Origin of the sequence: Pseudarthrobacter sp. BIM B-2242, assembly GCF_014764445.1 — a bacterium.
Lineage (GTDB): Bacteria > Actinomycetota > Actinomycetes > Actinomycetales > Micrococcaceae > Arthrobacter > Arthrobacter luteus_A.
In genome coordinates this window covers 1,542,065-1,567,850 of sequence record NZ_CP061721.1, presented here as the reverse complement: position 1 = coordinate 1,567,850, position 25,786 = coordinate 1,542,065, and the positions used below count along the sequence as shown (strand labels likewise).

The 25,786-nt window shown below is 63.3% G+C and carries 15 protein-coding genes and 3 rRNA genes; 7 read left to right on the top strand and 11 right to left on the bottom strand.

Going from position 1 to position 25,786, the window contains the following annotated elements:
- The 5 genes from IDT60_RS07175 to IDT60_RS07155 form a co-directional block, all read right to left on the bottom strand.
- The gene (locus IDT60_RS07175) at positions 1–1,959 is read right to left on the bottom strand and encodes a hypothetical protein (RefSeq protein WP_223883918.1); all 1,959 of its coding nucleotides are present in this window, start codon (positions 1,957–1,959) and stop codon (positions 1–3) included.
- 423 nt (positions 1,960–2,382) lie between these two features.
- Positions 2,383–2,499, bottom strand: a 5S ribosomal RNA gene (gene rrf / locus IDT60_RS07170).
- A 236-nt stretch (positions 2,500–2,735) separates the two neighbouring features.
- A 23S ribosomal RNA gene (locus tag IDT60_RS07165) occupies positions 2,736–5,874 on the bottom strand.
- 504 nt (positions 5,875–6,378) lie between these two features.
- A 16S ribosomal RNA gene (locus IDT60_RS07160) occupies positions 6,379–7,902 on the bottom strand.
- The 16S, 23S and 5S rRNA genes sit together here, the layout of an rRNA operon.
- A 638-nt stretch (positions 7,903–8,540) precedes the next feature.
- Positions 8,541–9,347 (bottom strand): CPBP family intramembrane glutamic endopeptidase, encoded by an 807-nt coding sequence (locus tag IDT60_RS07155; RefSeq protein WP_191081398.1) that lies wholly within the window; start codon positions 9,345–9,347, stop codon positions 8,541–8,543.
- A gap of 300 nt (positions 9,348–9,647) precedes the next feature.
- Between IDT60_RS07155 and IDT60_RS07150 the strand changes: the two genes are divergently transcribed.
- From IDT60_RS07150 to IDT60_RS07120, 7 genes are all read left to right on the top strand, one after another.
- Positions 9,648–10,667 (top strand): LacI family DNA-binding transcriptional regulator, encoded by a 1,020-nt coding sequence (locus IDT60_RS07150; RefSeq protein ID WP_191081397.1) that lies wholly within the window; start codon positions 9,648–9,650, stop codon positions 10,665–10,667.
- A 105-nt stretch (positions 10,668–10,772) separates the two neighbouring features.
- Positions 10,773–12,524 carry a ribulokinase gene (araB, locus tag IDT60_RS07145; protein ID WP_191081396.1) on the top strand — a complete coding sequence of 584 codons (1,752 nt, stop codon included), beginning with the start codon at positions 10,773–10,775 and terminating at the stop codon, positions 12,522–12,524.
- Positions 12,521–13,219 (top strand): L-ribulose-5-phosphate 4-epimerase, encoded by a 699-nt coding sequence (locus IDT60_RS07140; RefSeq protein WP_191081395.1) that lies wholly within the window; start codon positions 12,521–12,523, stop codon positions 13,217–13,219. Before araB ends, IDT60_RS07140 begins: the two co-directional genes overlap by 4 nt.
- Before the next feature lie 45 nt (positions 13,220–13,264).
- Positions 13,265–14,785 carry an L-arabinose isomerase gene (gene araA, locus IDT60_RS07135; protein ID WP_191081394.1) on the top strand — a complete coding sequence of 507 codons (1,521 nt, stop codon included), beginning with the start codon at positions 13,265–13,267 and terminating at the stop codon, positions 14,783–14,785.
- Positions 14,782–15,678: an aldose 1-epimerase family protein gene (locus tag IDT60_RS07130; RefSeq protein WP_191081393.1), complete on the top strand. Its 897-nt coding sequence runs from the start codon at positions 14,782–14,784 to the stop codon at positions 15,676–15,678. Before araA ends, IDT60_RS07130 begins: the two co-directional genes overlap by 4 nt.
- An 80-nt stretch (positions 15,679–15,758) precedes the next feature.
- Positions 15,759–18,038 (top strand): glycoside hydrolase family 127 protein, encoded by a 2,280-nt coding sequence (locus IDT60_RS07125; protein WP_191081392.1) that lies wholly within the window; start codon positions 15,759–15,761, stop codon positions 18,036–18,038.
- Between the two features lie 52 nt (positions 18,039–18,090).
- On the top strand, positions 18,091–19,098 hold the full coding sequence (locus tag IDT60_RS07120; RefSeq protein ID WP_191081391.1) for a LacI family DNA-binding transcriptional regulator: 1,008 nt from the start codon (positions 18,091–18,093) through the stop codon (positions 19,096–19,098).
- Here the strand turns inward: IDT60_RS07120 and IDT60_RS07115 are convergent, their stop codons facing one another.
- The 6 genes from IDT60_RS07115 to IDT60_RS07090 all read right to left on the bottom strand — a co-directional run bounded on the left by IDT60_RS07115 (position 19,099) and on the right by IDT60_RS07090 (position 25,677).
- The gene (locus IDT60_RS07115; protein ID WP_191081390.1) at positions 19,099–20,142 is read right to left on the bottom strand and encodes an arabinan endo-1,5-alpha-L-arabinosidase; all 1,044 of its coding nucleotides are present in this window, start codon (positions 20,140–20,142) and stop codon (positions 19,099–19,101) included. It abuts the gene before it with no gap.
- On the bottom strand, positions 20,142–21,692 hold the full coding sequence (locus tag IDT60_RS07110; RefSeq protein WP_370590729.1) for an alpha-N-arabinofuranosidase: 1,551 nt from the start codon (positions 21,690–21,692) through the stop codon (positions 20,142–20,144). Before IDT60_RS07110 ends, IDT60_RS07115 begins: the two co-directional genes overlap by 1 nt.
- Before the next feature lie 70 nt (positions 21,693–21,762).
- Positions 21,763–22,479, bottom strand: coding sequence for a YesL family protein (locus IDT60_RS07105; protein ID WP_191081389.1), 717 nt, complete (start codon positions 22,477–22,479; stop codon positions 21,763–21,765).
- Positions 22,476–23,810: an arabinan endo-1,5-alpha-L-arabinosidase gene (locus IDT60_RS07100; protein ID WP_223883917.1), complete on the bottom strand. Its 1,335-nt coding sequence runs from the start codon at positions 23,808–23,810 to the stop codon at positions 22,476–22,478. Before IDT60_RS07100 ends, IDT60_RS07105 begins: the two co-directional genes overlap by 4 nt.
- Positions 23,811–23,812: 2 nt before the next feature.
- On the bottom strand, positions 23,813–24,760 hold the full coding sequence (locus tag IDT60_RS07095; protein WP_164200983.1) for a carbohydrate ABC transporter permease: 948 nt from the start codon (positions 24,758–24,760) through the stop codon (positions 23,813–23,815).
- 11 nt (positions 24,761–24,771) lie between these two features.
- On the bottom strand, positions 24,772–25,677 hold the full coding sequence (locus IDT60_RS07090; RefSeq protein ID WP_164200985.1) for a carbohydrate ABC transporter permease: 906 nt from the start codon (positions 25,675–25,677) through the stop codon (positions 24,772–24,774).
- Between the last annotated feature and the right edge of the window lie 109 nt (positions 25,678–25,786).

Genomic DNA, 25,786 nt, shown 5'->3' with positions numbered 1-25,786 from the left:
CTAGCTGTCCTGTCCCTCGGAGTGGCTGTCGTCGTTGTTCCCGCCGTCTGCGGAATCGTCGTGGGCTGAATCGCCGTGGGCTGATGCCAGTTCGTCAGAATCTTCGGCTGATTCATCGGCAGAGTCCAGCTCGTCCGCCTCGACGGAGTCCGCGTCAGACTCGGCGTCATCGGACTCGAAGTAATCCGATTCGACGTCGTCGACTGAGGCATCCACGCCGGAGGCCTCAGGTGATTCCGGTGCGGCTTTAGCAGACGTGGCGGTTTCCGGGCCGCCGGCCGCGCGCTCGAGCAAACGCTTGCGCTGCGCTTCCTCGCGGGCTTCCTCTTCTTCGTCCCAGCCGAGGTCCACAATGTCGGGTTCCTCGTCAACTCCGAGGCCCAGCGCGTTCTCAGCCACCACAGCCTGTTTCTGCCACTTCGCCGCTTCCTCTGTGCGGCCTACGGCAGCCAGGGCGTCAGCATAGGCGCGGAACAGTCGGGGGCTGTAGGAAAAGGCCCGGTTGATGTCCAGCTGGGCGATCTCAAGCTCGGCTACGGCAGCGTCCAGCTGGCCGAGGTCGGTCCGGGCTCCGGCTGCGACAATGGCGAGCTCGGCCTTGCCCGGCGCGTCGAGGTCATTGGCTTCCTCGGAGCGGACCACGTCGAGTGCACGGTCAGGGCGGCCCAGTCCACGCTCGCAGTCTGCCATCACGGGCAGGTGGACGTTGGAACCGCTGATGCGGCGGTACGTGCGGAACTCCCGCAGTGCTTCGCCGTAGTGTCCTGCTGCATAGGCGGTCAGCCCTACGGCTTCGCGGACGGCAGCGAGCCGTCCACCCCGCCGGCTGGCCGCGAGGGCATGCTGGAACGCGAGTTCGGGCTCTTCATCAATCAGGCGGCCGGCCATCACTAAGTGGCGTGCAACCCATTCGGCGCTCTTGGCCTCCAGCGTCTTGATCTGGTGCTGGGTGGCGCGGTCAAGCTCCTTGCCCGTGACATCCTCATCGATCTCCGGGGAACGTTCACGATCGGGACGGTTGGCGCTGCGAAGATCGCGGGCGTTGGGAACACGGGCCGGACGGTCTTCTGCGCGGTCCCTGCCGAACTGGCGGGGGCCTGAATCGCCGCGGTCGAAACTGCGCGGCGCACGGTCCTGGCGGTCGCCGAACGGCTTGCGGTTTTCGCCGCCGGGGAACCCGCGGCGTTCGCCGTCGCCTTCGCGGCGCGGACGGTCACCATAGGGCTTGTTGTCACGGTCGCCGTATGGCTTCCGCTCACCACCGCCAGTGAAGGGCTTACGGTCACCGGCACCGAAGCTGCGGCGTTCGCCGTCGCCTTCGCGGCGCGGACGGTCACCATAGGGCTTGTTGTCACGGTCGCCGTAAGGCTTCCGCTCACCACCGCCACTGAAGGGCTTACGGTCGCCGCCACCGAAGCTGCGGCGTTCGCCATCGCCTTCGCGGCGCGGACGGTCACCGTAGGGCTTGTTGTCGCGGTCGCCGTAAGGCTTCCGCTCACCACCGCCGCTGAAGGGCTTACGGTCGCCGCCACCGCTGAAGGGCTTCCGCTCACCGGCACCGAAGCTGCGGCGTTCGCCGTCGCCTTCGCGGCGCGGACGGTCACCATAGGGCTTGTTGTCACGGTCGCCGTAAGGCTTCCGCTCACCACCACCAGTGAAGGGCTTACGCTCACCACCACCGCTGAAGGGCTTCCGCTCACCGGCACCGAAGCTGCGGCGTTCGCCATCGCCATCGCGGCGCGGACGGTCACCATACGGCTTGTTGTCGCGATCGCCGTAAGGCTTCCGCTCACCAAAGGACTTGCGCTCTCCGCTACCGGACCCAGGGGCACGCTTCGGTGCCTCAGAACTCCGGTCATCGCGGGAACGGAATCCGCGCGGGTCTCCGCCGGAATTGTTTGTACCGCGGAATGGACCTCGGTCGTTGCCGCCGCGGTTGCCGCCGTTGTGCTCAGCCATGTGGGGATTCCTCCTGTTATGAGCCGACCACTGGCGCAATCGCAGCGGCTCGTTCCGTGTTTCGTTTTCCTACGCAACCCGAAATCAAGCGCTTCGAAGTCCGTACATCTCAGTCAATTCTAAGCGAGACCCAACCAGCGCATGACATGGATCCGTCAGCGGGTGCCCGTCGTGGGAATGTTCACACTACGGGGAACGCTCTCGCACCTGCCGGCGGGTTCGGGGCAGCCCTTCTGCCTGGGTGTTCGACGGCGGCCGCGGGGTTTGGTGTTTCCCGCACTGAGTGCGGGAGCGTTCAGGGTTTTACCGCGTTGGGTGAGAGAGCGTTGCAGGTGGGCTTGGTTCGGTGTGGTTTTTGGTGTGGTGGTTAAATGTGGGAGACCCCCCGACACGTGTGTGTTGGGGGGTCTCGACCTAATGGTGTTCCGGCGGTGACCTACTCTCCCACACCCTCCCGGGTGCAGTACCATCGGCGCTGTGGGTCTTAGCTTCCGGGTTCGGAATGGGACCGGGCGTTTCCCCCACGCTATGACCGCCGTAACCCTTGCTCCGCACCCTGTCCTGGCTGTGCCGGGCGGGGTGGGAAATCTGTGGTTACAACATGCTTCCTGCCGGTGAGGGCAGGTGTGGTGTTGATTATTGTGTTGTGTTTTTTGTTCCCTGCAACAAATTGGTTTGTTGTTTGGGAACCACATAGTGGACGCAAGCAGTCTTGTTATCTTTGTACTCTCCCCATGGGTGTGAACGTCTTTTGAATCCGTTCACGAGGAGAGTGTGTGGTGTAAGTTATCGGCCTATTAGTACCGGTCAGCTTCACGAGTCGTTAGTCCTCGCTTCCACATCCGGCCTATCAACCCAGTGGTCTGGCTGGGGGCCTCTCACACACAAGGTGTATGGAAATCTCATCTCGAAGCGAGCTTCCCGCTTAGATGCTTTCAGCGGTTATCCCATCCGAACGTAGCTAATCAGCGGTGCACTTGGCAGTACAACTGACACACCAGAGGTTCGTCCGTCCCGGTCCTCTCGTACTAAGGACAGCCCTTCTCAAATTTCCTGCGCGCGCAGCGGATAGGGACCGAACTGTCTCACGACGTTCTAAACCCAGCTCGCGTACCGCTTTAATGGGCGAACAGCCCAACCCTTGGGACCTACTCCAGCCCCAGGATGCGACGAGCCGACATCGAGGTGCCAAACCATGCCGTCGATATGGACTCTTGGGCAAGATCAGCCTGTTATCCCCGAGGTACCTTTTATCCGTTGAGCGACGGCCATTCCACAATGTACCGCCGGATCACTAGTCCCGACTTTCGTCCCTGCTCGAGATGTCTCTCTCACAGTCAAGCTCCCTTGTGCACTTACACTCGACACCTGATTGCCAACCAGGCTGAGGGAACCTTTGGGCGCCTCCGTTACTTTTTAGGAGGCAACCGCCCCAGTTAAACTACCCATCAGGCACTGTCCCTGACCCGGATTACGGGCCGAAGTTAGATGTCCAAAGTGACCAGAGTGGTATTTCAACGATGACTCCACCCGAACTGGCGTCCGGGCTTCAACGTCTCCCACCTATCCTACACAAGCCACTCCGAACACCAATACCAAACTATAGTAAAGGTCTCGGGGTCTTTCCGTCCTGCTGCGCGTAACGAGCATCTTTACTCGTACTGCAATTTCGCCGAGTTTATGGTTGAGACAGCGGGGAAGTCGTTACTCCATTCGTGCAGGTCGGAACTTACCCGACAAGGAATTTCGCTACCTTAGGATGGTTATAGTTACCACCGCCGTTTACTGGGGCTTAAATTCTCAGCTTCGCCGCGAACGGCTAACCGGTCCTCTTAACCTTCCAGCACCGGGCAGGAGTCAGTCCGTATACATCGTCTTGCGACTTCGCACGGACCTGTGTTTTTAGTAAACAGTCGCTTCCCCCTGGTCTCTGCGGCCCCGATCCCCTCCCACCAGCGCGTGGTGTTCAAGGTTGGGGCCCCCCTTCTCCCGAAGTTACGGGGGCATTTTGCCGAGTTCCTTAACCATAATTCTCTCGATCGCCTTAGTATTCTCTACCTGATCACCTGTGTCGGTTTGGGGTACGGGCGGCTAAAACCTCGCGTCGATGCTTTTCTCGGCAGCATAGGATCACCAAATCCCCCCTCACGGGGGTCCCATCAGATCTCAGGCATCATGAACAGCGGATTTGCCTACCGTTCGCCCTACATCCTTAGACCGGGACAACCATCGCCCGGCTTGGCTACCTTCCTGCGTCACACCTGTTAATACGCTTGCCTCCCAGGATCAGGTCCCGCGCTCCACCAAAACCCTTCCACCACAAGGGCGGTCAGGCAGGTTTCGGGCGGTTAGTATCCCCTGTTCAACATGGACGGTTTTTCGCCGGTACGGGAATATCAACCCGTTGTCCATCGACTACGCCTGTCGGCCTCGCCTTAGGTCCCGACTTACCCAGGGCAGATTAGCTTGACCCTGGAACCCTTGATCATTCGGCGGACGGGTTTCTCACCCGTCTTTCGCTACTCATGCCTGCATTCTCACTCGTGTAGGCTCCACCGCTGGTTTACACCGCGACTTCACTGCCCACACGACGCTCCCCTACCACTCCAAACGCCTGAACCAACCCCACAAGGGAGCGGCTTGGCTACTATTTGAAATCCACAACTTCGGCGGTGTACTTGAGCCCCGCTACATTGTCGGCGCGGAATCACTTGACCAGTGAGCTATTACGCACTCTTTTAAGGATGGCTGCTTCTAAGCCAACCTCCTGGTTGTCTTCGCAACTCCACATCCTTTCCCACTTAGCACACGCTTAGGGGCCTTAGTTGGTGGTCTGGGCTGTTTCCCTCTCGACTATGAAGCTTATCCCCCACAGTCTCACTGCTGCGCTCTCACTTACCGGCATTCGGAGTTTGGCTGACGTCAGTAACCTTGTAGGGCCCATTAGCCATCCAGTAGCTCTACCTCCAGCAAGAAACACGCAACGCTGCACCTAAATGCATTTCGGGGAGAACCAGCTATCACGAAGTTTGATTGGCCTTTCACCCCTACCCACAGCTCATCCCCTCCATTTTCAACTGAAGTGGGTTCGGTCCTCCACGACGTCTTACCGTCGCTTCAACCTGGCCATGGGTAGATCACTTCGCTTCGGGTCTAGATCACGCCACTGCAACGCCCTATTCAGACTCGCTTTCGCTACGGCTTCCCCACACGGGTTAACCTCGCGACGTAACACTAACTCGCAGGCTCATTCTTCAAAAGGCACGCCGTCACCAGAATCAGACTGGCTCCGACGGATTGTAAGCACACGGTTTCAGGTACTGTTTCACTCCCCTCCCGGGGTACTTTTCACCTTTCCCTCACGGTACTGGTCCGCTATCGGTCATTAGGGAGTATTTAGGCTTATCAGGTGGTCCTGACAGATTCGCACGGGATTTCTCGGGCCCCGTGCTACTTGGGATACTCTCCAGGCGGCACAAAACATTTCGGTTACGGGGCTCACACCCTCTCTGGCCGGCCTTTCAAGACCGTTCACCTATGCCTGCACATCACACCTCACTGTCCCGGCAGAGACAGTATGGAAAGTCCCACAACCCCGACCATGCAACGCCCGCCGGCTATCACACATGGAACGGTTTAGCCTGATCCGCGTTCGCTCGCCACTACTAACGGAATCACTATTGTTTTCTCTTCCTGCGGGTACTGAGATGTTTCACTTCCCCGCGTTCCCTCCACGCACCCTATGTGTTCAGATGCGGGTCACCAGGCAGATCGCTCCCCTGGCGGGGTTTCCCCATTCGGACACCCTGGGATCACAGTCCGGTTATCGACTCCCCCAGGCTTATCGCAGATTCCTACGTCCTTCTTCGGCTCCTAATGCCAAGGCATCCACCGTGTGCTCTTAAAAACTTGACCACAAAAGATCAAAAAACTACTTCACGAGAGAACCATGAAAACCATCACTCCATCCCGAAAGACAGAACAACAGATCCAGGTTCATATTCTTGGAAATTGCTTCTTATAAAAGATGCTCGCGTCCACTATGTAGTTCTCAAACAACAACCCCAAACCACACACCCCACACACACAACATGCGCGATCGATGCAGCCAGGAAACCAGAAACAAACAAACCCGGAACCCTCCCCAAGGGAAGAACCCCGGCCCTGTTGCCTCAGGACCCAACAGTGTGCCAAACACTACCCAGCAACCCGAACCAGCGAGCGTTCCAGGACAACTGATCTTCCGAAGAAAAACAATGTCCGTACTAACAACCGGTCCGTGCCACCAGGCACCTATTTGCTGATATTCCACCCGTGAGCACCCGCCGCAGAACAAACGTCTGCGCAACGGGCATATACTCCTGACAACCCCGCCACACTCACATAACGTGAGGCACGGTGACTGTAGGTGCTCCTTAGAAAGGAGGTGATCCAGCCGCACCTTCCGGTACGGCTACCTTGTTACGACTTAGTCCCAATCGCCAGTCCCACCTTCGACAGCTCCCTCCCCGTAAGGGGTTAGGCCACCGGCTTCGGGTGTTACCAACTTTCGTGACTTGACGGGCGGTGTGTACAAGGCCCGGGAACGTATTCACCGCAGCGTTGCTGATCTGCGATTACTAGCGACTCCGACTTCATGGGGTCGAGTTGCAGACCCCAATCCGAACTGAGACCGGCTTTTTGGGATTAGCTCCACCTCACAGTATCGCAACCCTTTGTACCGGCCATTGTAGCATGCGTGAAGCCCAAGACATAAGGGGCATGATGATTTGACGTCGTCCCCACCTTCCTCCGAGTTGACCCCGGCAGTCTCCTATGAGTCCCCGCCATTACGCGCTGGCAACATAGAACGAGGGTTGCGCTCGTTGCGGGACTTAACCCAACATCTCACGACACGAGCTGACGACAACCATGCACCACCTGTGAACCGACCGCAAGCGGGGCACCTGTTTCCAGGTATTTCCAGTCCATGTCAAGCCTTGGTAAGGTTCTTCGCGTTGCATCGAATTAATCCGCATGCTCCGCCGCTTGTGCGGGCCCCCGTCAATTCCTTTGAGTTTTAGCCTTGCGGCCGTACTCCCCAGGCGGGGCACTTAATGCGTTAGCTACGGCGCGGAAAACGTGGAATGTCCCCCACACCTAGTGCCCAACGTTTACGGCATGGACTACCAGGGTATCTAATCCTGTTCGCTCCCCATGCTTTCGCTCCTCAGCGTCAGTTAATGCCCAGAGACCTGCCTTCGCCATCGGTGTTCCTCCTGATATCTGCGCATTTCACCGCTACACCAGGAATTCCAGTCTCCCCTACATCACTCTAGTCTGCCCGTACCCACCGCAGATCCGGAGTTGAGCCCCGGACTTTCACGGCAGACGCGACAAACCGCCTACGAGCTCTTTACGCCCAATAATTCCGGATAACGCTTGCGCCCTACGTATTACCGCGGCTGCTGGCACGTAGTTAGCCGGCGCTTCTTCTGCAGGTACCGTCACTTTCGCTTCTTCCCTACTGAAAGAGGTTTACAACCCGAAGGCCGTCATCCCTCACGCGGCGTCGCTGCATCAGGCTTTCGCCCATTGTGCAATATTCCCCACTGCTGCCTCCCGTAGGAGTCTGGGCCGTGTCTCAGTCCCAGTGTGGCCGGTCACCCTCTCAGGCCGGCTACCCGTCGTCGCCTTGGTGAGCCATTACCTCACCAACAAGCTGATAGGCCGCGAGTCCATCCAAAACCACAAAAAGCTTTCCACCCCCCACCATGCGATGAGGAGTCATATCCGGTATTAGACCCAGTTTCCCAGGCTTATCCCAGAGTCAAGGGCAGGTTACTCACGTGTTACTCACCCGTTCGCCACTAATCCCCCCACAAGTGAGGTTCATCGTTCGACTTGCATGTGTTAAACACGCCGCCAGCGTTCATCCTGAGCCAGGATCAAACTCTCCGTTGAAGTAAAACAAAAACGAACACAACACAGAAACCACGGAAATAACGCGGCAACCGCACTGCAAAATTTGAAACCAGCTGTAAAAACCAGACCACACCACAGGGGCGGCATGACCCGGCAAATTCAACCAATTCAATACAATAAATTGGTATCAACAAACTTGGCACACTATTGAGTTCTCAAACAACAGACACACCCGGCACCACCACCAGCACTTCTCAGCCGTGGATCGCTCCGGAGCAACTTTTCAAACTTACCCGGTCTCGGCCAGCTTTGCAAATCAGCGTTTCCGCGATTTCCTGCTCCGACGAACCGGCCCCACCCGTACCTGGCACACCAGAAAGTGCGCCATTCTCAGGCTGTTGAAGAAGGGGGCTTGTCGCTATTTTCCCGCATCAGCGGCGGCGACTCAGAAAACAATACACGCCCCCGACCCACACCGCAAATCCACCACCAACACCACCCCAAACCCCCCAAAAACCCCTAAACCACAACAAACCCACACCCCAAACCACCCACCAAACAACCCCAACACCCAAACCACCCACCTGTTCACTGGATCACACCACCAGGCCTGAAAAGTAATCAACAAGCTCCACGGGCACAGAGGGCGTGCATGGCACGGACGCAGCTACTCACCTTCACGCGCGGACGGGCCTAGCGTCGCCTCTGACCAGGTTGCGGCTCCCGGCATAGCCGATGACGGCCACCGCCAGGACGGCACTAAGGCAGGCCAAGGCCCACCACGCTGCGCCGTATGCGCTCCCCTGCAGTTCAGAAAGGAAGAACTTCGTGAAGCTGTTGAAGGCTGCGTGGAACAGGATCACCACCGGCAAACTTGCCTGCGTACTGTTGTACAGCCACGCGAGCAACACCGCCTGCGCCACAACATAGATCGCGAACGGAACCAAGGGACGCTGGTCCGGGTCCGACACCAATTCGGGGAGGTGCCATGGCAGCCACACCGATCCCACGATCAAGGCGGCAGCTAACGCGCTGCGACGTCGTTGCAGGCGCGGGAGCAGAAACCCTCGCCATCCGAGCTCTTCGAAGATGCCCACGATGACCATGGTGGCGGCGAGGGACCCGGCGACCTGCAGCACGTCTGACGGCTCCCAGGATGGAACGGACGCCCCTGCGAAAACCGCTACGCCGAAGGCTGCGGCGGGGACGGCCAGCGGCACGCCCAGTGCCACGCCGTACCACACGGGGTTGACCCGCCATTTTCCAAGCTGACGCAGAAGGCCGAGCAACCCCGCACGGCCTCCCGCCACCGCAGCAACAAGGACGGCAGCCAGCCCCGGACCAAATGGCACCAGTGGGCTGCTCTCAGGGTTCAGGAGGACCAGCGGCCAGATGCTCCAGGAAATGACGTAGGCAAGCACGAGGTAAAGCACAATGTCATGGCGGGCCACCCACTCCCGCAACTGACCTTTCCGGACCGGCATCGGAACCTCCTCTTCATTGAGTTGGCACTGAGGGTTCTCTAAGTCTGGCACCGCCCTTTACGGACACCTAGGCAATGCCGCCCCAATGACCGAAAGGTGGGCATCCGCTGGTCTGCTTTCCGGCCGGCGTTCGACGGCGGTACGGAGGGCGGGTGCCGCCGCCCCGCTCTCAGATATCCGAAGAGGACCAGCGTCCAAGCCCTTGAAATCGAAGCCAAGAGTCCCAGGGCCCGTTCCTGTTCCGTGACGCACGGCACCGCCTGTTCGCGTTTAGCCCGCGGTGTCGCCCACAATAAGCCCATGACTAAGAGTGATGCCAGGTTGCCGCGCCTTGAGGACGTGGCCGAACTCGCCGGAGTGTCACACCAGACGGTCTCCCGCGTGATCAACAACCATCCCAACGTCAGTAAGGCCACCCGGGAAAAGGTGGAAGCGGCCATCGCCGAACTCGGTTACCGGCGCAACACGGCTGCCCGCAGCCTGGTGACGCGGCGTTCACAGACCATCGGCGTGCTGGCCAGCGAACTCTCCCAGTACGGCCCGGCCAACACCCTGCTCGGAGTGGAGCAGGCCGCACGGGATGCCGGCTACTTCGTCAGTATCGCCGCACTCCGATCCGTCAGCCGGGACGCCATCCTGGACGCACTGCGGCACTTCACGGACCAGTCAGTGGACGGCATCGCCGTGCTGGTTCCGCACCCCGGAACCCTGCAAATCCTTGAGGAATTCAATCCCGGTGTACCCGTCGTCGCGGTCGGATCCCTGGGCAACGACGCCATCAGCGGCGCCATGGTGGACCAAAAACGCGGCGCCGAACTCGCCGTTGCCCACCTCATCGGGCTGGGGCATCGGATGATCGGCCACGTGGCCGGACCCTCCGGCTGGGTCGACGGCGCCCTGCGCGCCGAGGGCTGGCGCGCAGCCCTTCAAGAAGCCGGCCTCCCCCAGGATCTGCTGCAGGAAGGCGACTGGAGTGCAGGCAGCGGCTATGCCATCGGCCGCCGGCTTGCGGTCCAGCGCACAGCCACAGCCCTCTTTGTCGGCAACGACCAGATGGCGCTGGGCATCCTCCGGGCGTTCAGCGAAGCCGGCGTCCGCGTGCCCGACGACGTCTCCGTGGTGGGGTTCGATGACCAGCCGGAATCCGGGTACTTCACGCCGCCCCTGACCACCGTTCGCCAGGACTTCGAGGAACTCGGCCGGCGGTGCATGGACATCATGCTGAAGGAGATCGAGGCCGGTGCCGCCGTGAGTTCGACAGTGGTCACGCCCCGGCTCGTTCCCCGCGCCAGTACGGGACGGCCCTCCACGGCTTCCTAAGCCAGCCACCACTATCCATGTCCCCGGGCTCTTGACTACAAGTTTGTTAGCGCTCACAATTAGTCAGGACCGCAAAGTGGCGGCAGCAATCTGGAGGAATGTTTTATGGACGTCACAGTGGACGGCAGCGAGCAATATGTCATCGGCGTGGATTACGGAACGCTGTCAGGCCGGGCCGTGGTGGTCCGCGTCAGGGACGGCAAGGAACTGGGCAGCGGTGTCTTTGACTATCCGCACGCCGTAGTGAGCGGATCGCTGCCGGCAGATGTGGCGGACGTTGCTGCGGGAATGGCCGCCCGGCTTCCCGGCGAGTGGGCACTGCAGGTGCCCAATGACTACCGCGAAGTCCTGCGCATGGCAGTCCCCGCCGCAGTCGCAGACGCCGGCATCGACCCGGCCGCTGTCGTCGGCATTGCTACCGACTTCACCGCCTGCACCATGGTGCCGGTTAAGGCGGACGGCACCCCGCTGAACGAGCTGGACGGGTTCGCCAACCGGCCCCACGCCTACGTGAAACTCTGGCGCCACCACGCCGCGCAGCCACAGGCGGACCGGATCAACCAGCTTGCCGCCCAACGCCGCGAAGCCTGGCTGCCCCGCTATGGCGGCCTCATCTCCTCCGAATGGGAATTCGCCAAGGGCTTGCAGCTGCTGGAAGAGGACCCGGAAGCCTACGCCGCCATGGACCACTGGGTGGAAGCCGCGGACTGGATCGTCTGGCAGCTCTGCGGGCAGTACGTGCGCAACGCCTGCACCGCCGGCTACAAGGGCATCTACCAGGACGGCCGCTACCCGTCGGAGGACTTCCTGGCCGCACTGAACCCGGGGTTCAAGGACTTCGTCAGCACCAAACTGGAGCACACAATCGGCCGGCTCGGCGACGCCGCCGGCTACCTGACCGCCGAGGCCGCCGCATGGACGGGCCTGCCGGAAGGCATCGCCGTCGCTGTCGGTAACGTGGATGCGCACGTCACCGCCCCGGCCGCCCGCGCCGTGGATCCGGGCCAGCTGGTGGCCATCATGGGCACCTCCACCTGCCACGTTATGAACGGCACCGAACTGCACGAAGTCCCGGGCATGTGCGGCGTGGTGGACGGCGGGATCGTCGACGGCCTCTGGGGGTACGAGGCCGGACAGTCCGGCGTCGGGGACATCTTTGGCTGGTTCACCACATACGGTGTCCCGCCGGAATACCACCGGGCCGCTGCCGAAAAGGGCCTCGGCATCCACGAATACCTCACCGAACTCGCCGCAACCCAGGCCATCGGCGGGCACGGACTCATCGCCTTGGACTGGCACTCCGGCAACCGCTCGGTGCTGGTGGACCACGAACTCTCCGGCGTGGTGGTAGGCCAGACCCTGGCCACCCGGCCGGAGGACACCTACCGGGCGCTACTGGAAGCCACGGCGTTCGGCACCCGCACAATTGTCGACGCCTTCCGCGATTCCGGTGTTCCCGTGAAGGAATTCATCGTGGCCGGCGGGCTCCTCAAGAACAGGCTGCTGATGCAGATCTACGCCGATGTCACCGGACTGAAACTCTCCACCATCGGGTCTGCGCAGGGCCCGGCCCTCGGCTCCGCCATCCATGCCGCCGTGGCGGCCGGAAAATTCGCCACCATCCGCGAAGCCGCCGCCGCCATGGGCTCCGAACCGGGCGAGGTTTACACCCCCATCCCGGAGAACGTTGCCGCGTACGAGGAACTGTTCCAGGAATACCGGACGCTGCACGATTACTTCGGGCGCGGCGACAACGACGTGATGCACCGGCTCAAAGCCATCCAGCGCCGGTCCGCGTCAGCAGCCGGCCCTACCGCCACAACACCCGCGCCCGCACCCGTTGGAGCCTCCGCATGAGCACCGCAAACATCCTGGAAACCATCGCAAGGATCCGGCAGGAAGTCTGCACCCTGCACGCCGAACTCACCAAATACGAACTTGTGGTGTGGACCGCCGGCAATGTCTCCGCCCGCATTCCCGGCCACGACCTGATGGTCATCAAACCCTCCGGCGTTTCCTACGACGACCTCACCGCCGGCCAGATGGTGGTCACCGACCTCCATGGGGTGCCCGTGAACGGCGATGAAAATGGCGAATGGGGCAACCCTGCCCTGTCGCCGTCGTCGGACACCGCGGCGCACGCCTACGTCTACCGGAACATGCCCGACGTCGGAGGCGTGGTCCACACCCACTCCACCTACGCCACGGCATGGGCGGCCCGGGGCGAGCCGATCCCCTGCGTCCTGACCATGATGGGCGACGAATTCGGCGGCTCCATCCCGGTGGGCCCGTTCGCGCTCATCGGCGACGATTCAATTGGCCAAGGCATTGTGGAGACGCTGAAAAGCTCCAACTCGCCTGCGGTGCTGATGCAGAACCACGGCCCGTTCACCATCGGCAAGGACGCCACATCCGCGGTCAAGGCGGCCGTGATGTGCGAGGAAGTAGCGCGCACCGTCCACATTTCCCGGCAGTTGGGCGAGCCGGTCGCCATCGACGGGGCGAACATCGACTCCCTCTACGCCCGCTACCAAAACGTTTACGGCCAGTAACCCCGCCGTCGGCACACCCGAACCTACTTTTGCAGGAGAACCCACATGAGCACCGCAGCAAACACTTCCCTTGACGGCTACGAGGTCTGGTTCCTCACCGGCAGCCAGCACCTCTACGGCGAGGACGTCCTCAAGCAGGTGGCCGCCCAGTCGCAGGAGATCGCCAACCAGCTCAACGCCTCCTCCGCCGTCCCGGTCAAAATTGTCTGGAAGCCGGTCCTGACCGACTCTGACGCCATCCGCCGCACCGCGCTGGCAGCCAACTCGGACGATTCGGTCATCGGCGTCACCGCCTGGATGCACACCTTCTCCCCCGCCAAGATGTGGATCAACGGGCTGGACGTGCTGCGCAAGCCGCTCCTGCACCTGCACACCCAGGCCAACCGCGACCTGCCCTGGGCAGACATCGACTTTGACTTCATGAACCTCAACCAGGCCGCCCACGGCGACCGCGAGTTCGGCTACATCCAGTCCCGCCTGGGCATCGCCCGCAAGACGGTGGTGGGCCACGTCTCCAACCCGGAGGTGGCCCGCCAGGTGGGCGTCTGGCAGCGCGCCGCCGCCGGCTGGGCCGCCGTCCGCACCCTGAAGCTGACCCGCTTCGGCGACAACATGCGCAACGTCGCAGTCACCGAAGGCGACAAGACCGAAGCCGAGCTCCGCTTCGGTGTCTCCGTCAACACCTGGTCAGTCAACGAGCTCGCGGAGGCTGTGCACGGTGCCGCCGAGGCCGACGTCGACACCTTGGTGGCGGAATACGAGGACCTTTATGACGTGGTTCCGGAACTCCGCGCAGGCGCGGCCCGCCACGACTCCCTCCGCTACGGCGCCCGCATCGAACTGGGCCTGCGCAGCTTCCTGGAATCGAACGGCTCCGCTGCGTTCACCACGTCCTTCGAGGACCTCGGTGCCCTCCGCCAGCTCCCCGGCCTGGCCGTGCAGCGGCTGATGGCCGACGGCTACGGCTTCGGTGCCGAGGGCGACTGGAAGACCGCCATCCTGGTCCGCGCCGCCAAGGTCATGGGAGCAGGCCTCCCCGGCGGCGCCTCCCTCATGGAGGACTACACCTACCACCTTGAGCCCGGCTCGGAGAAGATCCTGGGCGCACACATGCTGGAGGTCTGCCCGTCCCTGACGGCCGGCAAGCCGAGCCTGGAAGTCCACCCGCTGGGCATCGGCGGCCGGGAAGACCCCGTCCGCCTGGTGTTCGACGCCGATGCCTCCGCGGGCGTCGTCGTGGCCCTTTCGGACATGCGGGACCGCTTCCGCCTGGTGGCCAACGCTGTGGACGTGGTGCCGCTGGACCAGCCCCTGCCCAACCTTCCCGTGGCCCGCGCCCTGTGGCAGCCGAAGCCGGACTTCGCCACGAGCGCCGCGGCCTGGCTCACCGCCGGAGCTGCGCACCACACCGTGCTCAGCACCGCCGTCGGCATGGACGTCTTCGAGGACTTCGCAGAGATTGCCAGGACCGAGCTGCTGACCATCGACGGGGACACCACCATCCGCCAGTTCAAGAAGGACCTGAACTGGAACGCCGCCTACTACAAGCTCGCCGGCGGGCTGTGAACGAGTACACGCTCAGGTCCGGGCTGTACTCTGCCGTCGTCACGGCACGCGGAGCGGCACTCCGCCAGCTGCGGCACGGGGAAAGGGACCTGATCGTTCCTTTCCCCGAAGGCGGACCCATCCCGGATTACCGCGGCATCATCGCAGCGCCGTGGCCCAACCGCATCGCCGACGGCAAGTACATGTTCGAAGGCGTGGAACACCAGCTGTCCGTGAACGAGACCGAACGCGGTTGCGCCCTCCACGGCACAGTATTTCCCCGGGACTGGGAGGTGAAAGAACAAAACAGCTCGTTTGTGGCCCTCTCCTGCTCCCTGGAACCGGCACCCGGGTATCCGTTCCGGCTCCACCTCTCGGCCAGCTACCACCTCAAGGAAGACGGCCTGCACACTCGTGTCACCGCGACCAACACCGGAGCGGGCACCGCGCCCTACGGCGTCTGCCCCCACCCCTACCTCCTCGCAGGACCAGCCCCGCTGGACCAGTGGACGCTTGAGTTCCCGGCCAGCCACGTCCTGGACGTGACCCCGGACAGGCTGCTGCCCGTAGGCCTGCGCACCGTGGACAACCATGCGTTCGACTTCCGGGCAGCGCGCAGGATCGGAACCACGGAAATAGACCACGCCTTCACCGGCATCTCCTTCGACACCTTGGGGCGTGCCCGGCTCCTTATCCGCGACCCGGGCGGAACAGGCGTTGGCATGTCATGGGACAAAAGCTGCCCCTGGCTGCAGATCCACACTGCAGACAAGCGCCCGCCGGCAGCCAACCGGCTTGGACTCGCTGTGGAACCGATGACCTGTCCGCCGGATGCCTTCAACAGCGGCCAGGACCTGGTCAGACTCGAAGCGGGCGCCACGCACACAGCGTCGTGGAGCATTTTCGCCTCCTGACCGGGCGCACTGTTCTGGTGCGCAGAGTTCACATCGCCGCTCCGGCTTTCCTCCACCCGCACCTTCCTGAAGGGGCCACCATGAGCCACCACACGTCGTCGTTCCCGCTGTCCAGCGTCCGCTTGCTGGACAGCGGGTTCAAGCACGCCCAGGACGTCGATCTTCGCTACCTCCTCAGCCTCGACACCGATCGGCTCCTCGCGCCGTTCCGCCGGGAAGCGGGACTCCCGACGGCGGCACCCGGCTACGGTGGCTGGGAAGCCGACGGCCTGGACGGGCACATCGGTGGCCATTACCTGTCCGCCTGCGCCCAGCTTTGGGCGGCCACCGGCGATCCCCGGATCCGGGAAAAGCTGGACGACGTCCTCGCTGTCCTCGCCGAGTGCCAGGCCGCTGCCGGCGACGGGTACGTGGGCGGAGTCCCGTGCGGCCGCGGGCTCGGCGAGGAACTTGCTGCCGGGAAAGTTGATGCGGACCTGTTCACCCTCAACGGCCGCTGGGTCCCGCTCTACAACCTGCACAAAACCTTCGCCGGCCTGCTCGATGCCCACACCTACGCCGGCTCCACGCACGCGCTCGTTATGCTCACCGCATTGGCCGACTGGTGGCTGAAAATTTCCACGACCTTGGACGACGAGTCCTTCGAGGACATGCTGCGCACCGAGTTCGGCGGCCTGAACGACACCTTCGCCTCCCTGGCGGACATCACCGGCCGGGACGACTACCTCCGCGAAGCCCGTAGGTTCGCCCACCGCGCCGTGCTGGACCCCCTCGCATCGGGCCGCGACGAGCTGGACGGGCTGCACGCCAACACCCAGATCCCCAAGGTGGTGGGCTACGCCAGGCTCGCAGCAGCCGCCGGCGACGCCGAGGCCGCGCGGGCAGCAGACTTCTTCTGGGACACGGTGCTCGCCCGCCGCACCGTCTCTATCGGAGGCAACAGCGTCCGCGAACACTTCCACCCCGCAGACGACTTCGCACCCATGGTCCAGGACGAGCAGGGCCCGGAAACCTGCAACACGTACAACATGCTCAAACTCGCCAAACTCCGCTTTGAACGCACCGGTGACCCCTCGGCCATCGACTTCTACGAGCGCGCCACGTATAACCACATCCTCTCCTCGCAACATCCGGACACAGGCGGCTTCGCCTACTTCACACCCATGCGGCCAGCCCACTACCGCGTCTATTCCAAGGCGCAGGAATCCATGTGGTGCTGTGTCGGGTCAGGCCTGGAAAACCATTCCCGCTACGGTGAACTCATCTACAGCCACGGCGCGGACGGCCTCGCGGTGAACCTGTACATACCGTCCGAGCTGGACTGGGCGGACCACGGCGTCCGCATCAGGCTCGACACCGATTTTCCCCGCTCCGACACCGCCACCGTGCACATCACCGCTGATGAGCCCGCCGAGTTCACACTCCGCCTCCGACGCCCGGGCTGGGCAACGCGCATTGAGGCCGACGCCGGCGGGCAACGCCTGGACGCCCTCCCCGGAAACCGGGACCTCGCCATCCACCGGACCTGGACAGGGACCACGAAGGTCACCATCCGGCTCGGCGCCGAGGTCAGGGCCGAGGCCCTGCCCGACGGCTCACCGTGGGTCTCCTTCACCTACGGACCGGTGGTCCTCGCTGCCCGTCAAGGCGCAAACGGTGTGCCCGGCTTCGAAGCACCGGATGAACGCATGGGCCACGTCGCATCCGGAACTAAAGTTCCCCTCGCCAACACTCCGGTGGTCACGGCACCCAAGCCCGCGGACGCCGTCGTACTCCTTGACCGGAGGACGCTCACCGCCGAGCTGACCGCATGCCTGAACGGCGATCAGGTCAGTGTCCGGCTGGAACCTTTTGCCGGCATCCACGACGAGCGGTACACCGTCTACTGGCCCACGGGACCGTCGGACGGGGAACGCACCGCGGAGCTGGCGAGCCTGGATGCCAGAGCTGGATATGCTGCGGATGTCATCGACTGCGTCACCGCCGGAGAGCAGCAACCGGAAGCCGACCACCATTTTGCCGGCGAATCCACGCGGGCCGGCGGCAGCGGCGGGGTTCACTGGCGCAGTGCCACCGGATGGTTCTCCTACATCCTGGCCGGCACTGGTGACGCACCAGCTGTGCTGCGTGTCCGGTTCCGCGCCGCAGCCAGGCAGGGACGCGGCGAGGACCTGCGCCTGAACGGCGTGCCGTTGGGCGAACCGGAAAACACTTCCCTGGACGGTACTGTGGAGATCCAGAACTTCATGCTTGCAGCCGGGGCCCCGGGAACGTTCACGTTCTCGGTCCATGCCCTGTCCGGCACAGTCACCGGCGACCTGCTGTCCGTTCAGGTCCTGCGGGGCGATGCAACGTTGTAAAGTAGCTCTTAGCAGGCCGCCCGGCCTGCGAAATTCAGCAGAGGGACGCGGAATGGCAACAACACTTCACGACGTGGCACGCGTGGCGGGTGTGTCCTTCAAAACCGTGTCCAACGTGATCAACAACCATCCGCACGTCCGGGACACAACACGGGCCAAGGTTGAAAAGGCGATTGAGGAGCTCGGCTACCGGCCCAACCTGACCGCCCGCAGCCTGCGCTCCGGGCACACCGGCGCCATCACCCTGGCACTCCCCCAGCTGAGCCTGCCCTACTTCGCTGAGCTGGCCGACGCCGTCATCGAAGCCGCCGCGAAACACGGACTCGTGGTGCTGATTGAACAGACCGGAGCGGACCGGAAGCGGGAGCTTGACGTCATGGCCAGCCCCCGGCTCAAGATGTCCGATGGCCTGATCTTCAGCCCCCTCGCCCTGGGCCAGGAGGACGCGGCCCTGATCAAGGCCGACGTGCCGATCGTCCTGCTCGGCGAGCGCATCTTCGGCAGCTCCTCCGACCATGTCACGATGCAAAACGTCACCGCCGCCCGGGCAGCTACCGAACACCTGCTGGACCTTGGAAGGAAGCGGATCGCCGTGGTGGGCGCCCACGAAGGAGAAGTCATCGGCTCAGCCGGCCTCCGGCTGCGCGGGTACCGGGAAGCGCTGGAGAGCCGGGGCATTCCCTACGACGACGCCATCGTCGCCTACGTGGTGGACTGGCACCGGTCCAACGGCGCGGCCGCCATGCACGACCTGCTGGACCGCGGAGTGTCCTTTGACGCCGTCTTCGGCCTCAACGACACCCTGGCCCAGGGCGCGGTCCGCGTCCTGCAGGAGGCGGGGTTCCGCGTGCCGGACGATGTCGCGGTGATCGGCTTCGATGATCTCGACGAAACCCGCTACACCCTGCCCACCCTGAGCACCGTGGATCCCGGGCGCACCGAAATCGCGGAGACCGCCATCCGGATGCTGATGGAACGCATCAAGGACCCGAACGGAACGCCGCCCCGTGAGATCGAGACGGCGTTCCAGGTTGTGGCGCGCGAATCGACGGTGGGTTAGCTACTCCCACTGCGCCACCGGCCAGCCGTCCTTCCACCCAAGGTCCGCCAGGCCAAGCCGGAACGCACCGTCCAGGTCCCCGGCGTAGTAGTGGAACGCCATCGTGTTCCCGGAGACAGACTGCCCGCCCGGCCCCACACGGCCTCCATCTGTACCCAACACGGGCGTGCCGCCGCCGTCGAGCAGTTCCTTGCCCTCGGCGTCAACGTATGGGCCAGTGATGGTGTCCGACCTGCCCACGGCGATGTTGTAAGTACTCTCCATGCCCTGGCAGCAGAAGTCCCGGGAGAAGAAGAGGTAGTACTTGCCGTCGCGGGGCAGGATGTAAGGAGCTTCGATGGCGTTCGGCGGGGCATTGCGGTCGGCGATGGTCACGGGATCTTCCGTACCGGCGCGCAATCCGGTGGGCCATTCGAGCTTCACCAGCTGAAGGCCGGTCCAGAAGGAACCAAAGGATAGCCAGGGCGTCCCGTTTTCATCCTCAGCAAGACCCGGGTCGATGGCGTTGAACCGCTCCCCCTTGGACGAAATCACCTGGCCGCGGTCCACCCACTCGTAGGCGGGATCCTCCGGGTCCAGCGTGGAGTTGGTGGCCAGCGCGATCACCGACAGGTTTTTGCCGAACGTCGACGCCGAGTAGTACAGGTACCAGGTGCCGTCATGTTCATAGAGCTCCGGCGCCCACAGGTTGTCCAGGCCGGGGACCGCCGCGTCCAGCCAGGCCGGCTTTTCCTGCCAGACTTCCCCGGCGTACGCCCAGTCCACGCCGTCATCGGAGCGCCGGACCTGGATGTTGCCGTCCCCCACCTGCCCGTTGCCCGTGGAGTAGATGAACCAAGGCCCGCCGGACTCCCCTTTGACCAGCGCGGGATCGTGCGTGAAGAAGTCCCCCGTTAGTCCGGCAGGTTTTTCCTCCGGCGCTGTACCGGGCGCGTCAGCGCAGCCGGCCAGGACAAGGACAACAACGGCGGCCAGCACCGCTGCCGGACGCCGCGGGGAACGTATATTCCTGCGGCGGCCGGCAGCGGAACTTTTCGGCCGCATCAGCCAAGCGCGACGGCGGACCAGGACACCGGTGGCAGCGTCACCGTGAGCGTACCCTCGTCGAGGACGGCGCCGTCGAGCTGCTTCAGGCCCACCCGGTCCTGGTCCTGAAGGGTGTTCTTGGCGTATACGTCCGCATCGTGCAGGGTCACGGCTTCAGTGATGGACGTGGCTTTGAGGTCCGAGACGTTGATGGTCACGTCAATGGCCTCGGTCTGGCTGCGGTTCACGAGGAACAGGGCGGACTCGCCGGTGGCGGCGTCCGCTGTTGCTACAGCATCCACCAGCGGCGCTTCGCCGTACACCGCCGTCGTATAGGTCCCTGCCTCGATGCGCGGGCGCAGCACCTCGCCCTTTGCAAGGCGTGAGGTGACAGAGAAGGGGAAGAACGTGGTCTGGCGCCAGGTGTCGCCGCCCGGTTCGGTCATGATGGGGGCGATGACGTTGACCAGCTGGGCGAGGGAGGCTGCGGCGACACGGTCATGGTTCTTCAGGAGGGTGATCAGCAGGTTGCCGAACACCACCGCATCGGCGACGGAGTAGGTGTCCTCCAGCTGGCGCGGGGCGTGGGTCCATTCCTCGTTGACCTCATCAGAGGCCTGGTGCTCGTCCAGGTACCAGATGTTCCATTCGTCGAAGGAGAGCTGGATTGTCTTTTTGCTCTTCAGCTTGTGCTTGACGTGGTCCGCGGTGGCCACCACCGTTTCAATGAAGTACTGCATGTCCAGTGAGGACGCGAGGTAGGAACCGAGGTCGCCGTTGCGTTCCTGGTAGTAGGCGTGGCAGGAGATGTAGTCCACATAGTCGTAGCTCTGCTCCAGGACCACGCGCTCCCACTCGCCGAACGTGGGCATGGAGGACCCGGACGACCCGCACACCACCAGTTCCAGGTCCTTGTCCGCCGTTTTCATGGCCGAGGCGGTGCGGGCCGCAATCTTGCCGTAGTCCTCCGCGGACATGTGGCCGATCTGCCACGGGCCGTCCATCTCATTGCCCAGGCACCACATGCGGATGTTGTACGGGTCCTTGGCGCCGTTGGCGATCCGCTGCTCGCTGAGTGCGGTGCCGGAGGGGTGGTTGGCGTATTCGAGCAGGTCGAGGGCCGCTTCGATGCCGCGGGTGCCCAGGTTGACCGCCATCATCAGCTCGGAGCCGGTGAGCTTGCACCACCGCGCGAATTCCTCCAGGCCCACCTGGTTGGATTCGAGCGAGTGCCAGGCGAGGTCGCGGCGGACGGGACGCTGCTCGCGCGGTCCCACGCCGTCTTCCCAGCGGTAGCCGGAGACGAAGTTGCCCCCGGGGTAGCGGATGGTGCTGGAGCCGAGCTCCTTGACGAGTTCGATGACGTCCAGCCGGAAGCCGTCCTCGTTGGCGGTGGGGTGGCCCGGTTCGTAGATGCCGTCGTAGACACAGCGGCCCAGGTGTTCCACGAAGGAGCCGAAGATGCGGCGGCTGACCGGGGCAACAACGGCGGAGCGGTCGATGGTGATGACGGCGGGTGCCACAACAGCCAAGTCGGTCTGTTCAGCAGCAGCGGAGGTGATGGTCACGGTTCTTTCCTGTTCTTTATAACGTTGTAAGTTGGGCGGTTGTACATTGGGTCAGAAAAATAGGGGCTTCTTAGGCGGCGGCCGGCTCGGTGTGCCGTACAGTCCCGGTTTGTTTTGGCGCAGTGGCGCCACCTGCCTGCGATGCTTCGAGGCCAGCCAGCCGGCGGTCCACCATCCAACCGGACAGCAGCAGCGGCAGAGACGCGCCCACCAGCGGCACTAGAACCGGCATGGCGGAAAAGGTGACGACGGCGGCCGCCAGGGTGGCCAGCACGGACAGACTCATCAGGGGTGACACCAGGGGCAGCACAAACGCCGTTCTCCACACACTGGTGACGGAGTCGCGGTAGCGGCTGCACAGGGACACGGCGACCGCGGCCGCGGCCAGGGTTCCGAGGCCGGCAACCGCCGCCAGCACCAGCAGCACGGCGGGGACCGGTGAGGACAGATCTGCCCCCGATGGAACCAGCACGGTCAGGACGTTCAGGAAAAGCACGACGCCGGCCAGCCAGAAGATGCCGCCCACGCGGTTTGCGTGCCGGAACCGGGAGCGGTAAACCCTGATGAAGTCCCGGACCACGTGGTCGCCGGCGCTGTTATCGCCGGCACCGCCAAGCCGCAGGCGCGCCAGGATGGTGGTGGCGGCCACTGCAGCCGGGAACAGGCCAAACAGCACCAGTCCGGCCAGGGTGCCGGCCACAAACAACACGTTGACCAGCACCAGCCGGGAGGCGAAACCAAGCCATTGCATCACACGCCCTGCCCAGCCCAGCGGATCGTCGTTCACAGGATCCCTCCCTTCGTTCCGCTCCAGGCCACCCCGTGCTGGTCGATTCCACTGAACGACAAGGCAGGGCGGCTGCGGACCCAGTCCCACGAACCAAAGACGACGGCGTCCAGCTCAACGGCTTCTCCAGCCGCCCCGTCCTGCGGGCCGGCGAAGCGCAACCGGGCATGCACCGGCGTCCCGTCGGACATCAAGGGAACCTCGGCCGCGAGCTCTGCTGCCGCGGCCGGGACCAGTGCCGTGGACGCCGGATCGAACCGCAGCACCTGCCATGTTCCGGACACGGGCTCCGGCGACGGCAACGCCTCGGACTCCCGGCCGGCAAACGGCTGCGGCGAAACCACGGGCCAGCCGGCGGCGGCGAAAAACAGGCGCCGGAGCTGCACCTCATGCTCGGTGGGATCGGTGGCGAACCGGACGTGGTGGACCATGAAGTGTTCGGCTTTTCCGTCCGGCCCGTCCTGCGTGAGGACCGAGTTGTGACCCGGCGCAAGCCAGCCGGTGCCGCCGTCGAACTGGTAGCTGCCCAGCACCTTGATGCCTACCGACGCAGGCGTTGCGTCCAGATTCGTCATCGCCAGCCCGCGGAAGTCCCGGTACGGGCCGGTGATTTCGTCCGCCACGGCCACCCGCACGTTGTACGTGCTGAAAAGCGAATCGTAGGAGGCGAAGAGGACGTACCGTCCGTCCTCGGGCCGGCGGAGGATAAACGCACCCTCCACCGCGCCTTCCACGGACTTCGGCCGGCGTGCGATGACTGCCCCGAGGTCCCCCTCCACCAGCGGCAGCCCGGACATCCGGTCCAGCGGCAGGATGTAAATGCCCGAGAAGAACGACCCGTACGTCAGCCAGGGCGCGCCGTCCGCGTCAAACGTCACGGCTGCATCGATGGCGTTCTGGGAATGTTGCCCCGAACGGGTGGCCACCACGAGGCCGCGGTCGTGCCACGGTCCCGCCGGTGACGGTGCCACCGCAAGCCCGATGGCCGATGTGTTGGAGCCGAAGGTGGAGGCGGAGTAGTACATGTGCCAGTCCCCGGACTCCCGGCGCACCACTTCCGGCGCCCACAGTCCCTTCGCTCCCGACCAATCAGCTGCCGGTCCCGGGACGCCGTCCAATGCCGTTCCGGCATAGGTCCACTCGACCAGGTCCTTGGACATGCGGATGTGCACCCCCGCCGGAATGATGTCCGAGTTGGCGACAGAGTCGGTGGAAAACATGTAGTACGTACCGTCATCGTCGCGGACCACGGTGGGGTCATGGGCGTGCCTGGCACCCCAGGTGGACGGGTCTGTGCCGGGATCAGCGCTGGTGATGTCTGCGGTTGTCATGTTTAGCCCTTGGACCCGGAGAGGGCGATGGATTCGATGATCTGGCGCTGGAAGACGATGAAGACGATCAGCACGGGAAGCAGCGCGACGAACGAGGCAGCCATGATCAGCGGGTAGTCGGTCTGGATGGCGTACTGGGCGTTGAAGTTTGCGATGACCAGCTGCAGTGTCTGGGTGCCGGGAGAGTTCAGGTAGATGATGGGCGCCAGGTAGTCGTTCCACACAGCCATGAACCAGAGGATGAACTGGGCCGCGAGGGCCGGCCGGATGGCGGGCATGATCAGGGTCCAGAAGATCTGCAGGTAGGACGCGCCGTCGATCCTGGCAGCTTCCACGATGGAGTCCGGGACGCTGTTCAGGAACTGGCGCAGGAAGAAGATCATGATGATGTTGCCGAAGAGTCCCGGCACGATCAGCGGCAGGAGGGTGTCCACCCAGCCGATGCTGGCGAAGATGGTGAACTGCGGAATCATCAGCGTGGGGAACGGGATCATCAGGCCGGACAGCAGCCCCAGGAACAGGACGTTCTTGAACGGCATCCGCATCTTGGCGAAGGCAAAGGCTGCCAGCGCCGAGGTGAGCGAGCCGATGATCGTCACCGAACAGGCCACAATGAGGCTGTTCTGGATGCCTGTCATCAGCGGTCCGGCGGTCCAGATCCGGGCGTAGTTTTCCCAGACGAACGGGTCCGGAATCCACTGTGGGGGCAGTTCGAACACGCCGTCCTTGGTCTTCAGGGACGTGGAGAAGGTCCAGGCCAGCGGGGCAATCATGATGACGGCGCCCACCGACAGGATGAGGGTGGTAATGATGTTGCCCAGCTTCAATGACGACTTTGCCGAGCGCTGGCCGTCCCTGCCCGGACCGCCCGTCCGGCCCCGTCCGCCAGTGGCGGGGATGGCTTCGGTGGGTTCCAGTGGAGGGGTGGTGATGACGTTCTGTGCGGACATGGCTGCCTGCCTCAATCGATCGAAAACTGGTTGCGGCGGTTGAGCCGGAACTGGATGAAGGTAATGATGAACACCAGCAGTCCCAGGACCACGGACATTGCGGAGGCGTAGCCCATCTGGAGGTTGTCGAACGCTTTTTGCCAGATGTACCAGACGATGGACGCCGACTCGAACTCCGGGCCGCCTGTGGGGGTCATGATGTTGATCTCCACGAAGATCTGCGAACCGCCGATGATGCTGGTGACAATGAGGAAGAACGTCACCGGACGGACCATCGGGATGGTGATGTGGCGGAACTGCTGCCACGCGGTGGCCCCGTCCAGGGCGGCCGCCTCGTACAGGTAGCGCGGCACGGACTGCAGCGCGGCCAGGTACAGCAGCATGGAATACCCCAACCCCTTCCAGACGGCCATAATGATCAGCGCCGGTTTCACGGTGGCCGTGTCCTGCAGCCAGTTGGGGCCGTCAATGCCGATCAGGCCCAGGCCCTGGTTGATCAGGCCGAAATCGCCGTTGAACGCCCACTGCCACAGGATGGCGACGGCGGCGATGGAAGAGATCACGGGAAGGTAGTAGACGGTGCGGAAGAATGTGGTGCCGCGCATCTTGCGGTTCATCGCCAGCGCCAGAGCGAGCGAGATGACCAGGCCGACGGGGATGCCGATCATCATGAACAGTGTGTTCCACAGCGACTTCAGGAAGTAGCGGTCGCCGAACATCCTGGTGTAGTTGTCCAGGCCTTTGAATACCGGCGCGGAGATGCCGTTCCAGTTGGTGAAGGACGCATAGACGGAAAACAGCAGGGGGAAAAGCGTGAAGAGGAGGAACCCGATCACCGGTATGGCAACAAAGAGCAGCGCGGCCTGGTGTTCCTTCCGGTGAAGCCGCGAGCGTCGCGGGCGCGTGATGGTTGTCATCGCTGGATCCTCTTTGATTCGTGATGGTGGTGCCGGAAACGGCATAGGGAAGGACTGGGTGGATGAGGTGCCGCGGCCGTACTCCGGCACAGCCGCGGCACCTGGCCTG